Source organism: Kitasatospora sp. NPDC056531 (assembly GCF_042794375.1).
In the GTDB taxonomy this organism is placed as follows: domain Bacteria; phylum Actinomycetota; class Actinomycetes; order Streptomycetales; family Streptomycetaceae; genus Kitasatospora.
The window spans coordinates 1-19,286 of the sequence record NZ_JBHTTU010000108.1 but is presented as its reverse complement, the minus strand read 5'-3'; the positions used below and the strand labels follow the sequence as shown (position 1 = coordinate 19,286).

The 19,286-nt window shown below is 69.7% G+C and carries 17 protein-coding genes; 8 read left to right on the top strand and 9 right to left on the bottom strand.

What is annotated here, in order from left to right:
* The first annotated feature begins 777 nt into the window (after positions 1-777).
* From ACFQ87_RS39635 to ACFQ87_RS39625, 3 genes are read left to right on the top strand one after another with little or no spacing between them, the layout of a single operon-like run.
* Positions 778-2,193, top strand: coding sequence for a hypothetical protein (locus ACFQ87_RS39635; protein ID WP_380615808.1), 1,416 nt, complete (start codon positions 778-780; stop codon positions 2,191-2,193).
* Positions 2,172-2,456: a hypothetical protein gene (locus ACFQ87_RS39630; RefSeq protein WP_380615807.1), complete on the top strand. Its 285-nt coding sequence runs from the start codon at positions 2,172-2,174 to the stop codon at positions 2,454-2,456. Before ACFQ87_RS39635 ends, ACFQ87_RS39630 begins: the two co-directional genes overlap by 22 nt.
* Positions 2,457-2,514: 58 nt before the next feature.
* Positions 2,515-3,054: a hypothetical protein gene (locus tag ACFQ87_RS39625; protein ID WP_380615806.1), complete on the top strand. Its 540-nt coding sequence runs from the start codon at positions 2,515-2,517 to the stop codon at positions 3,052-3,054.
* Here ACFQ87_RS39625 and ACFQ87_RS39620 read toward each other — a convergent pair.
* A complete protein-coding gene (locus ACFQ87_RS39620; RefSeq protein ID WP_380615805.1) occupies positions 3,011-3,802 on the bottom strand; it encodes an IS5 family transposase in 792 nt (263 codons plus the stop codon). The two genes, ACFQ87_RS39625 and ACFQ87_RS39620, sit on opposite strands and share 44 nt — an antisense overlap.
* A 163-nt stretch (positions 3,803-3,965) precedes the next feature.
* Between ACFQ87_RS39620 and ACFQ87_RS39615 the strand changes: the two genes are divergently transcribed.
* The 3 genes from ACFQ87_RS39615 to ACFQ87_RS39605 all read left to right on the top strand — a co-directional run bounded on the left by ACFQ87_RS39615 (position 3,966) and on the right by ACFQ87_RS39605 (position 6,314).
* The gene (locus ACFQ87_RS39615) at positions 3,966-4,514 is read left to right on the top strand and encodes a bacterial transcriptional activator domain-containing protein (RefSeq protein ID WP_380615804.1); all 549 of its coding nucleotides are present in this window, start codon (positions 3,966-3,968) and stop codon (positions 4,512-4,514) included.
* Between the two features lie 237 nt (positions 4,515-4,751).
* The gene (locus tag ACFQ87_RS39610; RefSeq protein ID WP_380615803.1) at positions 4,752-5,483 is read left to right on the top strand and encodes a hypothetical protein; all 732 of its coding nucleotides are present in this window, start codon (positions 4,752-4,754) and stop codon (positions 5,481-5,483) included.
* Positions 5,484-5,585: 102 nt separating this feature from the next.
* The gene (locus ACFQ87_RS39605) at positions 5,586-6,314 is read left to right on the top strand and encodes a hypothetical protein (protein ID WP_380615802.1); all 729 of its coding nucleotides are present in this window, start codon (positions 5,586-5,588) and stop codon (positions 6,312-6,314) included.
* A gap of 113 nt (positions 6,315-6,427) precedes the next feature.
* Here ACFQ87_RS39605 and ACFQ87_RS39600 read toward each other — a convergent pair whose 3' ends face one another.
* From ACFQ87_RS39600 to ACFQ87_RS39590, 3 genes are all read right to left on the bottom strand, one after another.
* Positions 6,428-6,961, bottom strand: coding sequence for a CbrC family protein (locus ACFQ87_RS39600; RefSeq protein WP_380615801.1), 534 nt, complete (start codon positions 6,959-6,961; stop codon positions 6,428-6,430).
* 112 nt (positions 6,962-7,073) lie between these two features.
* Entirely contained in the window at positions 7,074-8,609 is a 1,536-nt protein-coding gene (locus ACFQ87_RS39595) for an ISKra4 family transposase (protein WP_380615800.1), read from the bottom strand.
* Between the two features lie 70 nt (positions 8,610-8,679).
* Complete coding sequence (locus ACFQ87_RS39590; RefSeq protein WP_380615799.1) at positions 8,680-9,222, bottom strand: hypothetical protein; 543 nt, start codon at positions 9,220-9,222, stop codon at positions 8,680-8,682.
* Between the two features lie 146 nt (positions 9,223-9,368).
* On the opposite strand from ACFQ87_RS39590, the gene ACFQ87_RS39585 reads away from it, so the two are divergent.
* Positions 9,369-10,121 (top strand): hypothetical protein, encoded by a 753-nt coding sequence (locus ACFQ87_RS39585; protein WP_380615798.1) that lies wholly within the window; start codon positions 9,369-9,371, stop codon positions 10,119-10,121.
* A 308-nt stretch (positions 10,122-10,429) separates the two neighbouring features.
* Here the strand turns inward: ACFQ87_RS39585 and ACFQ87_RS39580 are convergent, their stop codons facing one another.
* The 3 genes from ACFQ87_RS39580 to ACFQ87_RS39570 form a co-directional block, all read right to left on the bottom strand.
* Positions 10,430-11,998: a DUF2637 domain-containing protein gene (locus ACFQ87_RS39580; protein WP_380615797.1), complete on the bottom strand. Its 1,569-nt coding sequence runs from the start codon at positions 11,996-11,998 to the stop codon at positions 10,430-10,432.
* A 186-nt stretch (positions 11,999-12,184) separates the two neighbouring features.
* Positions 12,185-12,451, bottom strand: coding sequence for a hypothetical protein (locus ACFQ87_RS39575; RefSeq protein ID WP_380615796.1), 267 nt, complete (start codon positions 12,449-12,451; stop codon positions 12,185-12,187).
* The gene (locus tag ACFQ87_RS39570; RefSeq protein WP_380615795.1) at positions 12,448-12,735 is read right to left on the bottom strand and encodes a hypothetical protein; all 288 of its coding nucleotides are present in this window, start codon (positions 12,733-12,735) and stop codon (positions 12,448-12,450) included. The genes ACFQ87_RS39575 and ACFQ87_RS39570 overlap by 4 nt, the downstream gene beginning before the upstream one ends.
* A gap of 143 nt (positions 12,736-12,878) precedes the next feature.
* Between ACFQ87_RS39570 and ACFQ87_RS39565 the strand changes: the two genes are divergently transcribed.
* Positions 12,879-13,316, top strand: a complete 438-nt coding sequence (locus ACFQ87_RS39565) for a hypothetical protein (RefSeq protein WP_380615794.1) — start codon at positions 12,879-12,881, stop codon at positions 13,314-13,316.
* Between the two features lie 759 nt (positions 13,317-14,075).
* On the opposite strand, the gene ACFQ87_RS39560 is transcribed toward ACFQ87_RS39565, so the two are convergent.
* Together ACFQ87_RS39560 and ACFQ87_RS39555 are read right to left on the bottom strand one after the other, a co-directional pair.
* Positions 14,076-15,143 (bottom strand): integrase core domain-containing protein, encoded by a 1,068-nt coding sequence (locus ACFQ87_RS39560; RefSeq protein ID WP_380615793.1) that lies wholly within the window; start codon positions 15,141-15,143, stop codon positions 14,076-14,078.
* Positions 15,144-15,767: 624 nt separating this feature from the next.
* Complete coding sequence (locus tag ACFQ87_RS39555) at positions 15,768-18,314, bottom strand: collagenase (RefSeq protein ID WP_380615792.1); 2,547 nt, start codon at positions 18,312-18,314, stop codon at positions 15,768-15,770.
* Between the last annotated feature and the right edge of the window lie 972 nt (positions 18,315-19,286).

The following is a 19,286-nucleotide window of genomic DNA, read 5'->3' as shown; positions in this document are numbered from 1 at the left end:
CGCTTACTCATGTTGCTCTTGGTTCCCACCTGGCACTGCTTCCTCCGGGCTCACACGTCCCAGTCTCCAGGTGTCCAGCCATAGGGTGAAACTTCCGATGGGACCTCCACCCCGGCGGCGGCCCCCTCCCTGACGACACCCCTGAGGAGGTCCTGGCCAGCTATCTCTACCGCCATCACGCCGTCGACTACGCCTGCGCCTTCGCGGGTCTCCGACCCACCAGCGCCCGCGCCGTCACCGGCCCCGCCGACACCTGGGTCCGGCTGCCCAACCTCGACTACTGGGAGCACTGACCTACCACAGGCCCCGGAAGGCAGCCACACGGCGGAGGCCCGCAGGATCGAGATGAAGCTCAGCACAATGAACTTGGCAGGGCGACAGCCTTCCACACTCGATGGCCGGGTGCCCGAGCTGTAGCCATGAGCACGCGGCGGCACCGTCAAGTGGCGCTCCGGCCAACACCGCCCCCGCACCCAGCGCCCCGGTGACGCCGCCGAGCACGCCGTCCCCCGCCCCGCGCCGACCGGCGCCGGCCGCCACCGAGGCCACCTCCCCGACGGCCACCACACCCACGCCCGCCACGCCGACGGCCCCGCCGCCGCACCCCAGGCACCGGCCGCCCCCGAAGCGGCGAACAACGACACCGCCCAGTCACCGATCTCCGTCCAGCAGGGCATCGGCGGGAGAGCCGCCCTGCTCGGCGCGGGCGCCCTGGCCGTCCTCGCCCTCCGCCGCCGCGCACAGCAGCGCGACCGGTGGCCCGGCGAGCAGATCGCCATGCCGCAGGAGACCAGCCAGGCCGAGATGGTGCTCGACCGCACCTCCTCCCCCGTCCTGGTCGACCTGCTCGACCGCGCACTGCACACCCTGGCCCACCAGCACCCGCAAACGCTCCCGCAGATCATCGGCGCCCGGGTCCAGCAGGACAGGGTGGAGATCCTGGTCGAGGACCCCGACGCGCAGCCCCTGGCCCCGTTCAGCGACCGGCCCGGCGGATGGTGGGGCGTGCGCGGCGACCGCGCCATCCTGCTGGGCGCCGACGAGGCCCGCACCGTCCCCGCCCCCTACCCGGTCCTGGCCACCATCGGCACCGCCGAGGACGGCGCCCTGCTGCTGGCGGACCTTCACCACGCCCGGGTGCTGCTCCTGGACGGCGACGAGCAGAGCATGCGCGAGGTCGCGCGTGGCATCGCAATGGAGGCCAGCACCGCGCTGTGGGCCAACGACGCCGAGATCATGACGGCGGGGTTCGGGCTGGAGCTGCAGCAGCACCTCCCCCAGTGCCGCACCATGTTTGTCCCGCGCCTGGCGACCGCCACTGCTGACCTGGCTCGGGTGATGGTCGAGGTGCACCAGGCCGTGCACGAGGGCGGCGAGCAGCCGCAGCCGTGGATGGTGGTGTGCTCCGCCGTCCCGTCTCCGGACAAGTTGTACGAGTTCGCGGACGTCGTCGGCAAGGTGCCCGCCGGGGTGCGCGTCGCGGCGGTGCTGCCCGCGGCCGGCCAGGCACGGGAGCGGTTCCCGGACGCCGAGGTCCTCGACGCGAACCTGGTGACGGAACTTCAGTCGCTTGAGTCGCTCGACGCCGAGGTCGTGCTCCAGCGCGTCACGGACGAGGTGTACCGGCAGCTGACCGCCGACCTGGCCACCGCCGCCCAGCCGGCGACCGCAGCCGAAGGAGCATGGGCCGAGATTCCCGACCCCGACCGCAAGGTGTTCGGCCCCTCCTCCCTCCAGAAGGGCGCCAGCGCTCCCCGCAGCCACCTGTCCCTCCTGCTCGCCCCCGCCGAGGCGCAGCCTACGAACGACGGCGAGCAGGAAAAGGAGACGAAGGAAGAGGAGCAGAGCGTGCCCGTTGCCACCGTGCCGGTCCAGGCCGCCGACGAGCCCCTGACCGCGGATGCCGCCGGTCCTGGCGCACCGGCCGTCACCGAGCCGGACGAGAACACCGTCCCCGTGCAGGCCTCAGGCCCGGTGGACGCTACCGACAGCACTCCGGACGAAGCCCCACCACTGCCGCTGTGCCCCGGCTCACGAAGGCCCCGGTGCGGGCGAGCGTGGTCCGCGAGGGCGATGCTCCCGCGCCGGCCGAGGGGTCCGCGCCGCAGGTCCAGGTGCTGGGTCCGCTGCGGATCACCGGCATCGGCGATGCCCCGATCCAGCCGAAGTTGGTGTTACTGGCGGCTCGGCTGATCTTCAAGTCGGACTGCGGCTACTCGGCGATCGCCAACAACATGGACCCGGTGTCGCCGTGGACCCCGTCGACGATGGACACCCACATGTCCCGCCTTCGGCGCCGCCTGGGCGTCGACTCCACCGGGGAGCCGTATCTGCGGCCCAAGCCCAAGGGCGTCGAGCAGTACGCCCTGTCGCCAGAGGTGACGTGCGACTACGCCACCTTCAGTGGCTGTTGTCGTTCCGGGCTTGAGGGTTGCGTTTCTGCTGGTCAGGCATAGGGTCGGCGGTCTCGGGGAGTGGTGACGTGTTGAGTCGTCGCTCTGGTGGAGGTCGGGGATGCCGTCGGTCGTGGGGCTGCTGGAACAGCGTGAGCTGACCGCTCGTCGTCGTGTGGACGAGCTGCGGGAGGAGGCTGACCGTATCCAGGCCGAGCTGGCCGTGGCCGAGCGGGAGTGGAACGAGTGGGTCATCGCCCGCTCGCGCGTCGGCGAGGTGCTGGCCCCGGGCGACGCCGTCGGCCCTGATGCCGCCGGGGATCCGTCGGATCGCGGCGAACAGCCGGTGCTGCCTGCATCGTCGGAGGCGGCGAAGCCGAAATCGGTGGTGCCGATGTGGCGTGCGGGGCTGACCTGGTCGGCATTGTCGGTGGACTACCAGCGCATCGTGCAGGTTCTTGCGGACCGGAACCGTCTCGGTCAAGGTCCGCTGACCTGCCAGGAGATGGCCGCCTGCTTCGGCCTGGACCCGGTGCCCGGGAAGGTGGAGGCACTGCGCTCGAAGGCGAAGCGGCTGGTGGCCCGGGGCTGGTTGGCCGAGCCGGCACCGGGCCGGTTCACCCTCGCGAAGGCCGTGGCCGGACAAGGCGCCGGGTCATGAGCTGCGTCATCGACCAGTAGACCATCGCCTCCGCGCTGCTGGTGGACCGCTCGAAGTCCCGCGCCAGGCGGCGGCTTCGCATCAGGTGGGCGAAGAACCGCTCCACGATCCAGCGCTTGGGCAGCACGACGAAGCCGCGCATGTCGTCACCGCGCTTGACGATCGCGAGGACCAGGGCGAGGGCGGCGAGGCAGTACTCGACGAGGCTGCCGGTGTAGCCGCCGTCCGCCCAGACCAGGGCTAGCAGGTGGTGCGCGGCCGTCGCCTGGGCGAGCAGGACCTGGGCTGCCGCACGGTCGCCGACATCCGCGGCGGTGACCATCACCGCGATCAGCAGTCCGAGGGTGTCGACCACAGCGTGCCGCTTGCGGCCGTTCACCAGCTTGCCGCCGTCGAAGCCGCGGCTGTCGGATCCGACGACGGCGTCCGCCTTGACCGACTGGGAGTCGATCACTCCCGCGGTCGGCTCCGGATCCCGCCCGGCCTTCTCGCGGACCTTGCGGCGAAGCCGGTCGTGGAACTCCTTGACCATGCCGTGGTCGCGCCAGCGGCGGAAGAAGGCGTAGACCCGGTCCCACGGCGGGAAGTCGGCCGGAATGGCGCGCCATTTCGTTCCGTTGTCGACCAGATAGCGAACCGCGTCCAGTATCGCGCGGTGGCAGTACGCCTCCGGCTGCCCGCCCCGGCCCCGCAGCCAGCCCGGAACCGGCAGCAGCGGCCTCACCACCGCCCACTCCGCATCGGACATGTCCGTCGGGTAGCGGCGCTCGCGCGCCCCCTGGTCGCTGGCGTTCCCGAACCGGTGAGCCAGACAGTCACACGCAAGGGTGGCAGAAGTGGACTCCGCCCACGTGATGCCGTAGAACTGCGTCAACAGGGCCTCCTGGACTGCTCGTTGGCATAGACACCCTTTGAGCTACCAAGAGGCCCTGCTTTCATGCGCGGCGGCCACCGCACTCACCCGATCGAGACTCCCGTTCGACCGGCACCTCTCAAGATCGGAACGACAACAGCCACTCAGCTACCTCGCGCAGCGCGGGATCCCACACGGAGCGGCCGGGGTCCTCGATCTGGAGGCCGCGCTCGCTCTCGTCCGCGGCCGCCCGTTCGGCGGGGCCGGTGCCCACACCTGGGCGGCCCCGCTGGTCCAGACGTTTGTCAGCCAGATCGTGGACGTCGCCTACACCATCGCCACGCTCCGCCTTCAGGACGAGGTCCTCGACATCGAGGCGGCCAGGCGTGCGGTCGCGGTGGGGCTGAGCGTTGAGCCGGCCGCCGAAATGCTCTACCGCGGCTGGATGCGCATCGAGCACCGGGCGGGCAACCCGGCCGGGGTGCGCGAGGTCATCGACCAGGTCCGCCAGATGACCGTCGACATGGGGTGGGACGGAATGCTCCAGGACGAGACCGAACAGCTGATCGCCCGCCTCACCGCCAAACCCGCCGCCCGGGTGCGCTGAGCCTCCCCACCCTCAAGGGCCCGACCGGTGAGCACCGGCCGGGCCCTCTTGCTTCCACTGGCCGAAGGGGTGGTCAACCGTGGGGAGTTGAGTGCTGTTAAGTGATCTCTGGTGTTCATGCTGAGCACAAGCCCACCCGGCCTGTCAGGGGATTTCCCGTTCCAGCCCGGATTGTCGGTCCCACCCGGCAGTCTGGGCCATCGCGCTTTCGCGATCCGGGAACGGGAAGGGGTTCGGGTGCCACGACAGGTGGACCAGGCGGCCGCTGTCGCCGTGATGCTGGCCGCGGGGCTGCGGCCGCTGGAGCCCCGGCCGGCCAGCGGCGCGAATCGGGGGTGGCGGTGCCACTGCGAACGCTGCGGGAACGAGGTCGCCCCGCACTTCAGCACGGTCCGGGCCGGGGTTGCCTCACGCGGCCCGGAGTACAGCGGCTGCCGGTTCTGCGCGGCGGTCGAGCGTGGGAGGCGACAGAAGGAGGGCATGGCGCGCAAGGCGGAGACGCTGATGCGCAAGTACGGGTGGGTCCCACTCACCCCCTACCCGGGAGCCCTGGAACGGTGGCCGTGCCGGTGCGGCGTCTGCGGCGGCGACGTCGAGGTGACGTTCGCCAAGGTGCAGGACCGCGGGCAGGACCGGTGCGGGCCCTGCTCGCAGACTGCGAAGAGCATGCGGCTCCTGGCCGAGCAGGCGGGGCGCGCCGCGGTCGACCTGGTGGCGGCCGGGTGGGAGCCGCTCGCCGACTACCCCGGTGTCCACCGGGGGTGGAAGGCCCTCCACGGGGTGTGCGGGCAGATCCGCTACCCCCTGCTGTCGGAGATCCGGGCGGGCGAGGTGTGCTGCTCGGGGTGCAACGGCTCGGTGCGGCTCGGCGACGAGGAGGCCGCGGAGTTCATGCGGTCCGCGGGCTTCAAGCCCCTGGAGCCCTACCCCGGAAGTCAGGTGCCCTGGCGCTCCCAGTGCCTGCGGTGAGGCACGATCGGCCGGCCCCGCTACTCGACCGCCCGGAAGGGGGTGGGGTGCCAGCCCTGCGGAGAGATCAAGAAGTGGACGTCGCGGCGGGCAAACTTCTCGGTGCAAGCCGAGGCGGAGATGCGGGCCGTCGGCCTGGAGCCGCTGGAGCCGTGCCCGGGAACGCTGGCCCGGTGGCGCAGCCGCCACGTGGCCTGCGGGCGCGAGGTCTACCCGATTCACCACCTGGCCCGGTACGGGCGCGGGGTGTGCCGGCAGTGCTCGGGGAGCCCTCTGATCGAGGCCACCGAGGCGGTGGAGCGGATCACCACCCTGGGCTTCACGCCGCTGGAGCCGTACCCGGGCCGAGTCCAGGACCGGTGGCGCATGCAGTGCCGGTCGTGCGACCTGGTGGTGACCAAGAAGCTCCAGGGCGCGGGCGGCTGCCGCAGCTGCCGCCCCTTCGGCACGAACCACGGCCTGCCCGCCCTCGTATACGTCCTGCACAACGCGGAGCTCAACGCGGTCAAGGTCGGGATCACCAACCTCGGCACGACCCGGCTCGCGGACCACCGCCGGGCGGGCTGGAAGACGACCCACACCCAGTCCTTCGAAACGGGGGTGGACGCCTACGACGTGGAGCAGGCCGTGCTGCGCCGTGTGCGGGTGGGCATACCGCCGTTCGTTCCAGCCGCGCAGATGCGTAAGGGCGGAGCGACCGAGACGGCCGACGCGGACCTGATCTCCGCCGACGCGTTGTGGGCCCTGGTGCTCCAGGCCCGGGATCGCATCGACGCCGAGGCCACTGGCGCCGAAGGCCCTGCTCCGCAGGGATGCCCGTGGCGGCGTTGAGTTGATGCAAGGTCCGTTCGCCCGAGGCCCTGCTCGTTCCTCAGCGCTGGACCGGAAATCAGGATGGGTGCAGATCCTTTGAAGGGAAAGGCGCGTGCTGAGCTGGGCCGTGGCTACGAAGCGTCGGCGTAGGCGAGGTGGGTGCCGCAGTTGGTGCAGCGGAAGAGCATGGCGCTTGCCCCCTGACCGAGGTGGGTCAGGAAGTTCTCGAGCTGGGACGCGTTGTGCCATCCGCCCATGCGCAGGTCGAGTCGGAGCTGGTCGAGTGCCTCGGGGTGGGCCGCCAGTTCGGTGTATCCGACCTCGCCGATGAATACGGCCGCGTCGTTGCAGTGGACAAGCCAGTGTGGATCCTGCCAGGCGTGGAAGCCGGGGGTGCGACGTGTGACCTGCTCCAGGGTCTCCTCGCTGACGCCGTCGAGGCCGTATGCGTCGATGAATTCGCCTTCGAATCGTTCAGCGGCGCTGCCGTCGGCGATGCACCAGGGGCAGAATCTCCCGCTGACATCTTGAGCGGTGTAGAAGGTCGCGGTGTAGATCCACCCGGTGGCGCGGTTGCAGCAGGCGCAGGTCTCGGCACTCTCGCGGACGGACCCGCTTGCGACGGGGTCCGGGTGGTAGCGGAAGTGGGGCAGGCTGGCGCTCACTGATGAGCCTGCCGCTGCAAGGAGAGGTCCGCCTCGACGCCGGTGGTCTGTGCGTCGGCGGATATTCCTGTGAACCTCATGGGTCGCAGTCTGTCCGCAACCGGGCCCGTGATCAAGCGGTGAGTTCGAACCCTTGCTGGTCGGGGGTGGGGTAGAGGCGCTCGTGCTCGCGGGCGGTGTGGAAGCGCCAGTAGGAGGCGAGGTCGCCGTTGGCGACCAGGGCGCGGAGTCGGAGAACGGCCTCGGCGCCGGGCAGGCCCCAGCGGGCGCCGGTGATGTCGAGGCGGTCGGCGATCAGATGGCGGCACGCACCTTCGACCGCGCCCGTCGCGATCGGCCAGCCGTTGTCGAGCGCGGTGTCGTAGCGGAGCTGTTCGAGGTGGCCGGTCAGGTAGCGGTGGCAGGCGTCGACGGCCTCGCGCCGGGCGGTCGGCAGTCCTTCCCGGTCGGCCTGGGCGGTCATCTCGTCGGCGGTGCGGGCGGCGTGGCCTGCGAGGATCGCGGTCAGGTGGTCGGTGGCCCAGGCTTCGGCCTCGGCGGTGCCGGGTTTGTGGAAGGCGTGGGCGGCGGCCCAGACGTACTCGGCGACGTGGACGAAGTCCAGCAGGATGTGCACCGTGACGCCGCGTCGGGTGGTCTCGGCGGTGATCAGGTCGAGCTGGTGTCGGGCGCCGTCGACGAGGACGAGCCGGGGACGCAGGTGCTTCGGGTCGCGGGCTTCGGCCTGGTCGAAGGCGTCGGCGATGACCTGCTCGGGTGGGCGGACCAGGGAGGCGGTGCACCACTTGTTCTCGGCCCGCGGTCCCGGGCGGATGGGGCGTTCGCCGCTGCGGCCGCCGGGCGGGTGGATCACGTCATGGGGGCGTCTTCGGGCCGGCCGGGTGTCGAAGACGCAGGCCACGGTCGCCATCCGCTTGCGGTTCGGTTTCTCGCCGGGTGCGAGCCGGCCGCGATGGCCACCGGCGGCTGCTTTCACCGCGGCCCGGCGGGTGGCCTCACGCAGGGCCTCGGGCCGCATGACCACGCCCTTGCCGTCGACCTGGAGGACCAGAGGCATGTCCCGGCTGCACGGGACGGGGATCACCGCCTGGTAGAAGTCGTCGACGTCGACGGCCGCGGCGACCACGAGTTCTTCGAGCCGCCGTTTGCCGAGCACCTTCCCGCAACGGCGCTCGACCGCGTCCCCTGCCTGGTCGAACGAGCCGCGCACGGCTTCGGTGACCGCGAGCCGCCGCAGACCCAGCGAATGCCGGCCCACCGGCAGCGACAGCGCCGCGTCAGCCGGGTGGACATTGCAGACGGCGGGGCCCCGGTGAGCGACCCGGGCGACGCGGACCAGCCCGAACACGGTGGCCAGCCAGCGTTCGTGTCCCGTCTCCCGCCAGGGCCGCACCCGCCCTTCCGGCCCCACCACGACCGGTCGGGCACCGGCGCGGAGCTGTTCCTCCTCCCGCACCGCGCGCAGGTTCAGGTGGTCCTGCAGCAGCTGCCGCAACAACTCCCGCCCCGCCACCTCGAGGTGTTCCTCCAGCTCGGCGTGGGTCCATGTTCCCGCCTCGCCGCCGGACAGGGTGCACATCAGCGTCTCGAAGGCGCTGACCGAGCGGGCAAACGGGTCAGCGGTGGCATCGGTGTCGTACTGTTTCATCTCCAGGGCTCTTCCCGTCCTGCATCCGACATGGTTCGCACCTTCGAATGTAGGCGTAAGAGCCCTGCTGCTAAAGGGAGTTGGGCGAAGCAGCCGTTCGGTGGCGGGCCGGGGTGAACAGTCCGGGGGCGCCCTCGTCCAGCCAGCCTCGCTCCACCAGCCGCTTCAGCTTCGCCCGCGTGCCCTCGATCTTCCCGGTCTCGGCCGGCAGCCCGATCCTGGGCACGATCTGCTTGGCCCGGACCGGCCCCGGCGCATCGGCCACCACCTCGACGATGTCCCGATACTCCCGAGGCAACGCGTCCGCCCCCATCCCGGGCTGCCACTTCGGCACCGTCAGCACCTCGATCACCCGCCGCTCAGCCCCCGCATACGCCGACGCCGCACGCTCGTCGGCGACCGCCTGTGCTGGAACGACCGTCACCGCGGCCACCTCCGGAGCCAGTTCGGCGAGCATCTCGGCCACCGTCTCCCGCGTGATCCGCAACCGCTCCAGAGCCTTCTGGGCCTCCTCCAACCTCCCGGACAGCCCGGCGAGTTCGGCTTCCAACTCCTCGACCCGGACCCGGGCAGTCGCCTCGCGGGCCTCCAACTCCTCGAACAGCGAGCCCATCCGCCACCCCTCTCCAGCTCCCAAGGTAGAGACGAACAGCCCCGCGCACAGCCCCGATCAGCGTTCTCCCAGCTCAGCTCTTCCCTCCAGAAGAGCCGCACCCAATCAGGATGTGCGGTCAGGCCATGACCCGGTATGTCTGCGCAGTGATCTCACACGACATCGTCGACCTTGACGACCCCGCGACCTGGCCGGCCAACCTCGCTGATCTGATCGGTGAACTCGCCTCCTCCGTTCCCGAAGGGCTCGGCACAGCGAGCGATCTCCAGAACGCGCCCGGCGACCTCGCTGCCTTCGACGGTCAGGTCCGGAAAATGCTCGCCGGACGCCTCCTGCGCACCTACCACGTGACCCGGCTGCTGGACTACGAGATCGAGGACGTCCGAGCACTCGGTCTGCTGGCGCTGACCGAGGCCTCCCTGAACTCGCGGGTGACGCGTGCCATGGAGAGGGGGTTCATTCTGGAGACCGATCTGCCCGCGCTGGAGGGGTCCACCGCACTCCGGCACGAGCGGCCCCTGGTCGCCAGGTCCAGGTTCGGTGAGGTGAGCCTGGTCAGTTCACGGCAGCCGCTCGCCATGCCGTGGCCGCTCGAACTGCTGTCGAAGTGGGGTGGCGAGGTCCGGCAGTTCGGGCCGGTCTCGACCGATGTCGAGTTCGAGCGCATCCGTCGGCTGGGCCGACCGACCATGGTCGTGACGGGCATTGACGCCTCTACCGCGCCGGCCGTGGTCACAGGCCGGGGATTCGTCTTCGACTTCATAGGCGTCCACCTCCGGCTCGGCGGCAACGGCGTCACCATCCACTACGGCGCCGACATCCCCAGCGAGCAGATCCTGGACATCTGCCACCCCGGCCATGCCGAGTACGACCGGCACACCCACTTCCCGAGGTCGTAAGCCGCCGCCCCAGGGAGGGCCGCCGCGGGCTGCGGCGGCCTCCTCCGCCCGGACCATAGTTCCACCCCGGCCGCGCACGTAGCCGACGGTCGTCCCGGGCCCGGCCCGGACCAACAGGTCCAGGGCCCTGCCCCTGGTCCGCCTTGTTCATGCAAAGGCCCCGTCGGGAGCTGAGCGATCTGCGACGCTGCGCTAGCCAGGCCGGGAGCACGCGGTGCAAGAGACCGTCCACTGACCGTCCGGCGTACGCAGCGGCAGCGAAACGGTCCGGCACCTGAAGGTGCCGGACCGTCGCCGTGGAGAACAGGTCAGACCCCCGTGCTCTCCAGCCGGAGCTGCTCCTCGCCCTCCTCGCTGGGGAGCGGGATGAGGTCCTTCAGGTCGTTGTAGTACCGCTCGACGCTGCGCAGGCTCACCGGCTGATCGCCCTTGCCCCGCGCCCGGAGGTTGTAGGGGCGCCTGAAGAGGTGGCGACGGAGTTCTTCCGGCCCGGGGTGGCGCCCGTACTCAGCGACCAACACGGCGAAGCCGACGGCCCACTTCAAGGGAATGTTCCTGGCGAGCGCCTGCTCCGCCAGTGCGGGGTCGATGGCCGGCAGGTCGTCCTCGTCCGGGTCGGCAGCGGGCGCGGCCCCTTCGGTGCGGGTGTTCTCCGCAAGGGCTGCGGAGGCTTCCCATGTCGGCTCCTCGACGTGTCCCGCACCCGCAAGAGCCGAGCGGGATTCCGGGAAGTCCGGCTGCTCGCACGCGACCGTCAGGTCCGGTTCCGGCTCGGCCCGCACCGCATGCACCGGCGCCGAGGCCATCTCCGCAAAGCCTCCCACAAGGGCGCTGACCTGCGAAGACTCGGGATCTGCTAGCGGAGGAACCGGGCTTTGCGGAACGAGGCGGCCCGCACCCCCAAAGGCTTCGGGGCCCGTTCCCGCATCCGCAAAGGGCTGCCCGGCCGACTCCCGCAAAGCAGCCGGCTGACCGGACGCCGGGCCCGCAACGCGCTCGGGCTGCGCCCGCGTCGGCTCCGCCCAGCCCCCGACAGGGGTCGGCTGTATCTCACCGTCCGCTGGAGCCAACTCCTTGCGCGGAGCGGCGACGGTCGGCAGCTGCTGGGCCGAACCCGCCAGTGCCTCTGTCTGCTGCGGCTGGCCGGCGGCGGCTGCCGCGCGTGCGGCGAAGATCCGGTCGAGGGGGCGGGTGGCGACGCCAGCAGCGGCGAGGCCGTCCTCGTAGGTCCACTCGATCGGTACGCCGAGTTTGTTCAGCTTCAGCGGCAGGTGCGCGGCGGCGGGTAGCTTCTCTCCCTTGCCGCGTGGGGCGTCTTCCAGGAGGGTGACGTAGGCGAGCCGGGCCTGCTCCAGTTGGATCGCGTCGTCGACGCTGCGGATTTCCCACAGTTGCATCCGCCGCCACATCGCCCACGTCTGGCGAGGCGCGAGGATCCATCGCATGAGTCGGACTTTCTCGATCGTCCGGTCGGAGCTGAGCTTCGCCAACCGAGCGACCGCATGTCGCGCGGCCTCGCTGATGATGATGAACAGGACCGGGATGACCGAGTGCATCCCCGTGCCCAACGGGTCGGGCCAGCTCGCGGAGGCGTTGAAGGCGATGGTCGCCACTGTCAGCAGCCATGCGGTCGGACGCAGGAGCGGGAAAGGGATCCGCAGCCAGGTGAGGAGGAGGTCCAGGGCGAGGAGGACGACGATGCCAGCGTCCACGCCGATCGGGAAGACCGGCGCGAAGCGGCCCATGCCCTGCTGGACAGCGACATCGCGTACGGCCAGGTAGGAGCCACCGAGGCCGATGAGAGCGATGAGCGTGGCGCCGACCGCCACAAATGCGATCATCAGCCAGTGGACCTTGGTCAGGACCGGTCGTGTCACGACTCCCCCTCTTGCTCGGTGCTCAAGGGGGAAGTTTTTCACGTGGGTCTGGCGCGCTCACAGTGACATCCGCGTGTAAGGGGCCGCCAGAGGCCCGCATGGCCGATTCGGATGCTGAACGTCAGCACGTAGGTACGCTGCGCACCCCAAGTTCGCGGCACGCCCTCCCAGCGGTGGTCTCCTGACTCAGGGCCCGACCACCAACCATGTCACCAGCGCGGCCCGCATCCCCGGGTGGTACCGGTAGATCACCGAGACGCTGCGCCCGGCGGTGGCCTCCTCCCCCAGCCGCACGACGTAGTCCTCGGCCTGGGGGTCGTAGCCGGGGCGGCGCTCCCCCAGCCGCGGGTCGATCCGCAGCTGAGCGAGTACCTGGTCGACCGCGCGCCGCTCAGTCGAGGAGAGCTCGGGCAGCACCTTCTCGGCGCTGTCGGAGTAGGCGACGAACGTCACCGGCCGGCCTCCTCCATCTTGCGGCGCAGCTGCGAGGCCGACTCGGCCGCCGACATCGTGAGGCCCTCGATCGCCTCGGGTGAGGTGTTGTTGCGAACGTAGGTCCGGTACTTGTCGCCCAGGGCCTCGTACTCGTGGAGGGGCGTCTTGGCGAGGTCCGCCTCGAACTCCTCCAGTTTGGTCTCGATGCCGAGCGACGCGAGGCCGGCCAGTGCCGCGCGCAGCTGGGGCACGGTCTCCATCGGCAGCTCGAAGGGTGCGGGATGCTGTGCCGCGGTCGACATGGGGTGCTCCTCTCTCCTGTCCGGCTGACGCTACTCGTCCGGGCTGCTACTGCGGAAGCCGTCCCTGGAATCGGCTGGCGGGTCGGGTGGTGCGGGTCTTTGCCGCCGGTCCTGGTGTCGGTCTGTGCGGGTACCCTCCTTCGATGATCATCGACCGTGCAACAGCCGTCACCCCGTCTCGATACCAGCGAGCCGATCTGCGGAAGCAGATGGGCTCGGAGATCGCGACGGCGGACTCCGACGACCTGCTGGCGGCGTGGCTCTGGGTCACGGAGGCCTGGTTCTGCCGGGACTGGGCGACCCAGTCCGTGGCGCACTCCGTTGCCGTCCGGCGGGAGCAGCTCGACATCATGACGTTGTGCCGGAAGTCGTGGCCGACCACTGGCGACGACTGGGCTCCGGTCAGCGCCAGGGAAAACGTCCAGAGCGCTCTCGTCCGTGCGCTGTCTCGGCTGCGTGTACTCGCGGCCGAGTCCACGTCCCTGCGGGAGAAGGCCTTCGCCGCGTGGGAGACGATGCGCGACGAAGCTGGGTTTGACCCGGTCATCTTCTTCCCCCGCCGGGGGGACCGCCGCAGGTGACCGGTCGAGGACGCTGCTGAGATCGCCAGTCGGCTGGAGCAGGCGTGTCAGGACTTCGCCGCCGTGATGAGGGATCTGCGCGACACGGTTCACGCCGCCGCGCTGGAGGAGCACGCTCGGCGAGAGCGCTTGGCCTCCGCCGTGCTCCCTCCAGAGGCGTCATTCGTCCGGAGTGTTCACGCCGCAGCCAAAGACCACTGCCGCCGCGTGTCGGAGGAGTCCCTGCACTTTCCGCGCGCGGGCATCCGGGCCCGCAGCCGATGGCCGGCCACGCCTGCACCGATCTCGCTCTCCGGCGTCTCCGCTTGGTACCCGGTGCAGTCCGCGCTGGCTCGCCAAGCGCACCCTGGAGATCCGCACGACCGTCGAGGTCAAGGCCCAGGACTGACCGGCTCCGTCGGCGCGGCGGCCGGGGACGCCGGGCGGTGCGCAGCGGCGGGACGGGAGGCGGCGGGTGCGGGCCGGGTGCTCAGCGACAGGTGATTGCCGGGCAATCACCGGTCCCGTGAGGGCCTACGCCCCCGGCCCCGGCCACCCCCGGGCCCGCCACAGCCGGCGGACCGCACGAGCCACCGGCCGTCGACCGGGCAAGGGTGCTCGATCTCGGTGACGTGATCAAGTGAGGGATTCTGGGATGGAAGCAGCCGGGAGTTCTGGCGGCAGTGACGGGCGTAGGGCTGTCGACGGGTTGACGGCCCTGGTCGCCTGTAGTGCTTCGAAATGGCTTCACCGGTTGTGATCTGGGGCTTCGTCGAATGGTCAGCTTGCTCGGTGGTACTCGTTGATGAGGCCGGTGACGGCTTGTCGGTGTTCGATCCGGGCTGTCGGGATGGGGATGACGTTCGGGTCATCGAGCGGTGCGAGCTGGTTTCGTCCCTGGTGGGGCCGATGGCCGTTGAAGTGACGGGCGTAGTCGTGGAGGATCTTCTCCGCGTGTCCGCGGTCGAGGATCAGCAGGCGGTCGGTGCACTCCTGGCGTGCCGAACGGATGAACCGCTCCGCGTGCAGGTTGCAGTTGGGGCTGCGTGGAGGGGTCTTGGCGACGCTGATGCTCTCGCTGGCGAAGACGGCGTCGAAGGCGGCGGTGAACTTCGCGTCCCGGTCCCGGATCAGGTGGCTGAAGTCGGCCGCGCGCTCGCCGAGCTGCCACAGCAGATGGCGGACTTGCTCAGTGGCCCAGGCAGCGGTCGGATGGTCGGTGACGCCGAGGATGTGGACGGTGCGGGTGCGGACCTCCATGACGAACAGGACATACAGCCGCTGCAACGTGATGGTGTCGAGGTGGAAGAAGTCGGTAGCGAGTAGACCGCTGGCCCGGGTCTTGAGGAAGGCGGCCCACTCCCGGCGTGCCGTGTGCCGACGCGGTGCGGGGCCGAGGCCGGCGGCGCGCAGAACGTGGCGGACAGTGGCCGCACTGACCTTGTGACCGAGCCGCCGTAGCTCCCCGTGCACGCGCCGGAATCCCCACCGAGGGTTCTCGGTGCCGAGCCGGACGATCAGATCGCGCAGCTCGTCAGGGATGTGCGGGCGGCCCGGAGCGGGCGGCTGGGTCCACTTCCTCTTGATCAGACGCCGGTGCCAGGCGCGGAGCGTGCGCGGTGAGACGATCCGGCGGCCTCGCAGTGCTTGGAGCAGAAGTCGGGCGAGCGCGGCCAGCAACGCCCGGTCCGACCAGCCGGGTCTTGGAACGGCGACCTGTCGGCGCAGCACCGTGACCTCGTGCCGCAGGATGAGTATCTCCGCGTTCTTGGCCGCGGTGGACCTGCAGAGCAGGGCCAGCCATGCGAAGACTCGGGTAGCGAGCAGGTAGGTCATCCGTACGAGCACGAGACTGATCATGCCCAGTCAGCGGCTGGCGCATCGTCCGAGGTCAGCCGCAGTGAAGCGATTTCGGAGCACTACGGGGTGCCGACTCCTCTCCGACCATGGTGCACCGTTGACGAACGAGGGAGGTATCCGCCCCCTCGGATCAGGATCACCTCCAGGTGGACGGCCAGCGCCGTCACCACGCCTGTCAAACAACAGCTTCCATGGCATGAGAGCGGATTCGATCTGCACCGCAAGGCCGATCTCCGAACTGCCGGTGTTCCACTCCCCGAATCGGATCGATATTTCGGCGATCCGCATGCCCTGACCGGCCGTCTGGCGATTCCTTTCGACCTGGAATGAGCAGCCGTTCGACCAGAACCCAACCTTCGAAACGTTCGTGACAGGCCGACCAAGTCCCAAGGTCGAACCCTGGCCAGCCTGTCACATAGCAGACTTACACGATCTTTTTGTGCGGGCTTGACCCCACCGGCCCGACCGGAGCGGCCGGGCGACCCTGCGCGGCCTGGCGTCGGCGCCGTCCTGCTCGAATCGGTTGAACCCGAACCCCGAAGTGAATCCGGCGTCGAACATCAGCAGTTCACCGGCAGAGAGCCGGGCGTCGGGACGGCGCGACCGGCCGGGTCAGAACGTGGTCGTCACGGTGGCGCCGGTGACGGCGGTCGTGGCGTGGAGGGTGATGTAGTTCCAGCCGGCCGGGGGGTTGGTGATGGTGAGGGTGTGCGGGCCGTCGCCGGTGGCGGAGGCGGTATTGGCGGTGCTGTCGGCCCAGGTGGTGGGGCTGTAGTAGAGGTCGGTGGTTCCGGTGCCGGGGGTGGTCGTGATGGTGAGGTTCTTGGTTCCGGCGGGGATGTCGATGTAGAGGTAGCTGTTGTCCCGGGCGGCGGCGGTGAGGTTGGACCGGCTGCAGTTCTGAGCCAGACGGCGGGTGTCGTCAGCGGTGCACTCGGCGGTTGAAGCACCGACCGCGACCGTCTGGTCGGCGGTTGCGGTGGCGCCGGCCCTGTCGGTGACGGTCAGCCGGACGTGGTAGCTGCCCGGCTTGACGTAGGTCTTGATCGGATTGGCATCGGTGGAGGTAGTGCCGTCGCCGAAGTCCCACTTGTGAGCGGTGATCGCCGCGGAGTCTTCGGTGGTGTCGGTGAGCGTGACGTTCAGGCCGTTCGCCTTGGCGGTGAAGGTGGCGGTGAACGGCTTGCCGGGGGCGTTGCACGCACCGGCAGCGCATTCCTTGAGCCACTTGGCCCAGTCGGCGTCGTAGCTGGTGCCGATGGAGTTGATCAGGCCGAGTGCGGCTTTGTAGTCACCGGATCGGTAGTGGCCGAGCAGGGTGTCGATGTCGGAGCGGTGGTTCTCCATCATGTAGCGCACCGCGAGGTAGCCCCAGGGGTAGATCCGGTCCGTGCCGCTGCTGTAGGTGTTGGCGAAGACGGTGCTGAGCGGGTAGGTGCCCTTGGCCGCATCGGCGACCGCCGCGGTGTCGGTCACGCCGCGGTAGCCGTAGGACTCGTACTCGGCGAAGCCTTCGATCCACCAGATGGTGCCGGGGGTGGCGGTTGTGGCGGCGAAGTCGCCGGCGGTGTTGAAGCGGCCGTCCAGGTAGTGGGTGTACTCGTGGTTGAGGTTCCAGATCTGGAAGTCGGGGCGCAGCCAGTCGGCTTCGTAGGCGACGAACCGGGCCTGGTTGTCGGGCTTGGAGGGGTCGCCTTCCTCGTAGATGCCACCGTTGTTGGTGTCGACGCCGAAGATGACGTTGGCGTAGGTCTGGTAGTCGCTGGTGGAGTGGAAGACGTCCACCTCCATGGCGCTGTTGTGGTCGTCGGGCAGCGGGCCGGGGTCCTTGGCGAGCTTGTGGAAGTAGGCGTTCTCGCCGGTGAGGCTGTCGCAGGTGCTGAGCAGCTGCTCCTTGGTGAGCGCCTGGGTCACAATGTGGATCGTGCCGCATTGGTAGTCGATGGTCAGAACGGCCTTCTTGAGCCGGTTGGGGAGGTCGCAGGTGCCGTAGTCGGAGCAGTTGTTCTGGTCGTTGTCGTTCGCCTGGGCGGCGATGCCGACCCAGAGGGGGGCGGTGGGGCCGGTCATCGAGGACTTGGCCAGCAGGTTCTTGAGCATCGGGCGGACGGTGGGGGTCAGGGTGCGGTCCTGGAGGAACCGGGCCAGCTCGGTGCCGGCGTTGGACGCCAGGTAGCTCTGCGGTCCGCCCAGGAGGCCGAGGTTGTTGTTGGCGAAGGTCTCGAGGGTGGTGAGGATGGAAGGGTCGGCTTCGGTGGCGGTGACGAAGTCGGGGTTCTGGTGGCCGCGGAAGAGGACGGTGTAGACGTTGTTGACCGCGGTCAGCATGTTGTACGAGTTGTTGTACGAGCTGTTGTAGCCGGTGAGCAGCTTCTTGAGGACGGGCAGGTAGCGGGCGTTCTGGCTGGCGCTGTCGATCAGGGTGACGGCTTCCGAGAGGACGGCGCCGTTGGCGTCGGTGGCGTCCAGGCTGTGGGCGTTGGCGTAGAAGGAGTCCAGGGCGGACTGGATCGCGGTCTGCAGAGCGCTGCCGTAGGTACCGACGTCGGATTTGTGGTTCCACTGCACGTAGTAGCCGGCCCGGAGGTAGAGCACGAGCTCCAGGACGTGGGTGCTGTTGTCCCCCGGGTAGCTGCGGGAGGCGGCGGCCAAGGCGTCCGCCACCGTGGTCATCTGCGACTCCTGGAAGGCCAGGTGTGCGTCTGAACCGGTGATGTTGAACAGGCCGTTGATGCAGTCCGGGCCGGCGGACTGGATCGCCTGGATCAGGGCGCCGCCGGTGTTTGCGGTGAAGGCACTGGTAGAGCAGGCGGCGACGCTCGCCTTCGGGCCGCCTGACTCCCCGGTCGTTGCCTTCGACCTTGCCGCGGCGGACCTTGTCGGGCTGCCGTAGTTCTGCTGCTGTGCCTCGGTGTTGGACGGCAGAGGTCGACGGTCCTTGGGACGCACCCGCTTCGCGTCGTCCTGGACGGCTTCGGTGGCCGACTGGGGTGCCAGACCTGGGCGGGGAGCGTCGGTCTTGACTTCGGGGGACGGGCTGGTGAGCCCCGCGTGAGCGCTGCCCGGCCCGTTGGCGGCGATCCCGACCCCGGCGGTCAGCGCAAGGGCGGCGGCTATCAGGAGCTTGGGCAGCTTGTTGCGGGCGTGTGCGGCTTTCATGGGTTCTCCTGGCGTGGGGGCAGCACCGTGCGGCGCGGCCTCGTGGGGAGGCTGCGCAATGAGGTGATGTTTCGTCAATTTTCCCAACACGGGTGGTCCGTGTCGGTTGTGGGACGCCGAGCCGATGGCTGGTCCTGGCCGATCGCAGGCTCGGCGGTGAGTCGACTGACAGTCAGTTTTGGGATCGTCCGTGGCGGGACAGGGTGCCGACGATGATGCGCGCCGCTACCGAAGTGCCCACCGGTACAGGGCCGTTGTCGCGCCCGCGTACCACTCGTTTGCCGGTCATGTTCTCTCCTCGTCGGCAGATGGGGTGGTTTGCTGCCGACGTATGGGAGATCGGGCACGGGGCTGCGGATAACGGAAAGTGTGCGAGATCTTCAGGATGGCTGGACGCGGGTGCCCGGTCCGAAGCACTCGACCGCAGGTGGAAGGCGGTCTGGCGATGTGTCAACTTCTTGCCGTGAAGGCCGATCTCGCAGATGGCTTCACTGGTTGTGGGGCGGTCCCCCATGTCGAGTGGCCGCCACAGCTTTCACCCCTTCGGGGCGTTCGTCACGGCAGGCAGGCCGGACGCAGCGGCACGAGCGATCACCGTCCCGCAGCCCCCCGACCCCGCAGACCGCAGCTCCGCGCCGGGAGGTCCCGCCCGGCCCTACCAGCCGGGCGGGACCCCACGATTGCTGGGCGTTTAGCCGATAGCTTCGAGGCGACCTGCTGCTGCGTTTGCCGCCGAAAAAGACCCTGTTGCCCATTCGGCTGATCTTGGGCGGGTTGGGTGGCAGGGTTGCTGGTGCGGCCGGTTGTCTTCCGTTCCCCGGCCGTGGGGCGGGAGTGATCGTGTCGATGGAGCCACAGCCGTGGCCGGAGCCGGCGCCCGAGGTCGCGCGGGCGGTGCGTGCGAAGAACTACGGGCGGAAGGTCCCGTTGCCGGTGGCGGTGCGCGACCGGCTCGGGGAGCTGTTCCCGGAT

Bases quoted from the DNA above. Each gene is read 5' to 3' on its own strand.
- ACFQ87_RS39565 (WP_380615794.1), top strand. From the start codon at position 12,879: ATGATCATCGACCGTGCAACAGCCGTCACCCCGTCTCGATACCAGCGA.
- ACFQ87_RS39590 (WP_380615799.1), bottom strand. From the start codon at position 9,222: ATGGGCTCGCTGTTCGAGGAGTTGGAGGCCCGCGAGGCGACTGCCCGG.
- ACFQ87_RS39595 (WP_380615800.1), bottom strand. From the start codon at position 8,609: ATGAAACAGTACGACACCGATGCCACCGCTGACCCGTTTGCCCGCTCG.
- ACFQ87_RS39635 (WP_380615808.1), top strand. From the start codon at position 778: ATGCCGCAGGAGACCAGCCAGGCCGAGATGGTGCTCGACCGCACCTCC.
- ACFQ87_RS39555 (WP_380615792.1), bottom strand. From the start codon at position 18,314: ATGAAAGCCGCACACGCCCGCAACAAGCTGCCCAAGCTCCTGATAGCC.
- ACFQ87_RS39570 (WP_380615795.1), bottom strand. From the start codon at position 12,735: ATGTCGACCGCGGCACAGCATCCCGCACCCTTCGAGCTGCCGATGGAG.
- ACFQ87_RS39620 (WP_380615805.1), bottom strand. From the start codon at position 3,802: ATGTCCGATGCGGAGTGGGCGGTGGTGAGGCCGCTGCTGCCGGTTCCG.
- ACFQ87_RS39625 (WP_380615806.1), top strand. From the start codon at position 2,515: ATGCCGTCGGTCGTGGGGCTGCTGGAACAGCGTGAGCTGACCGCTCGT.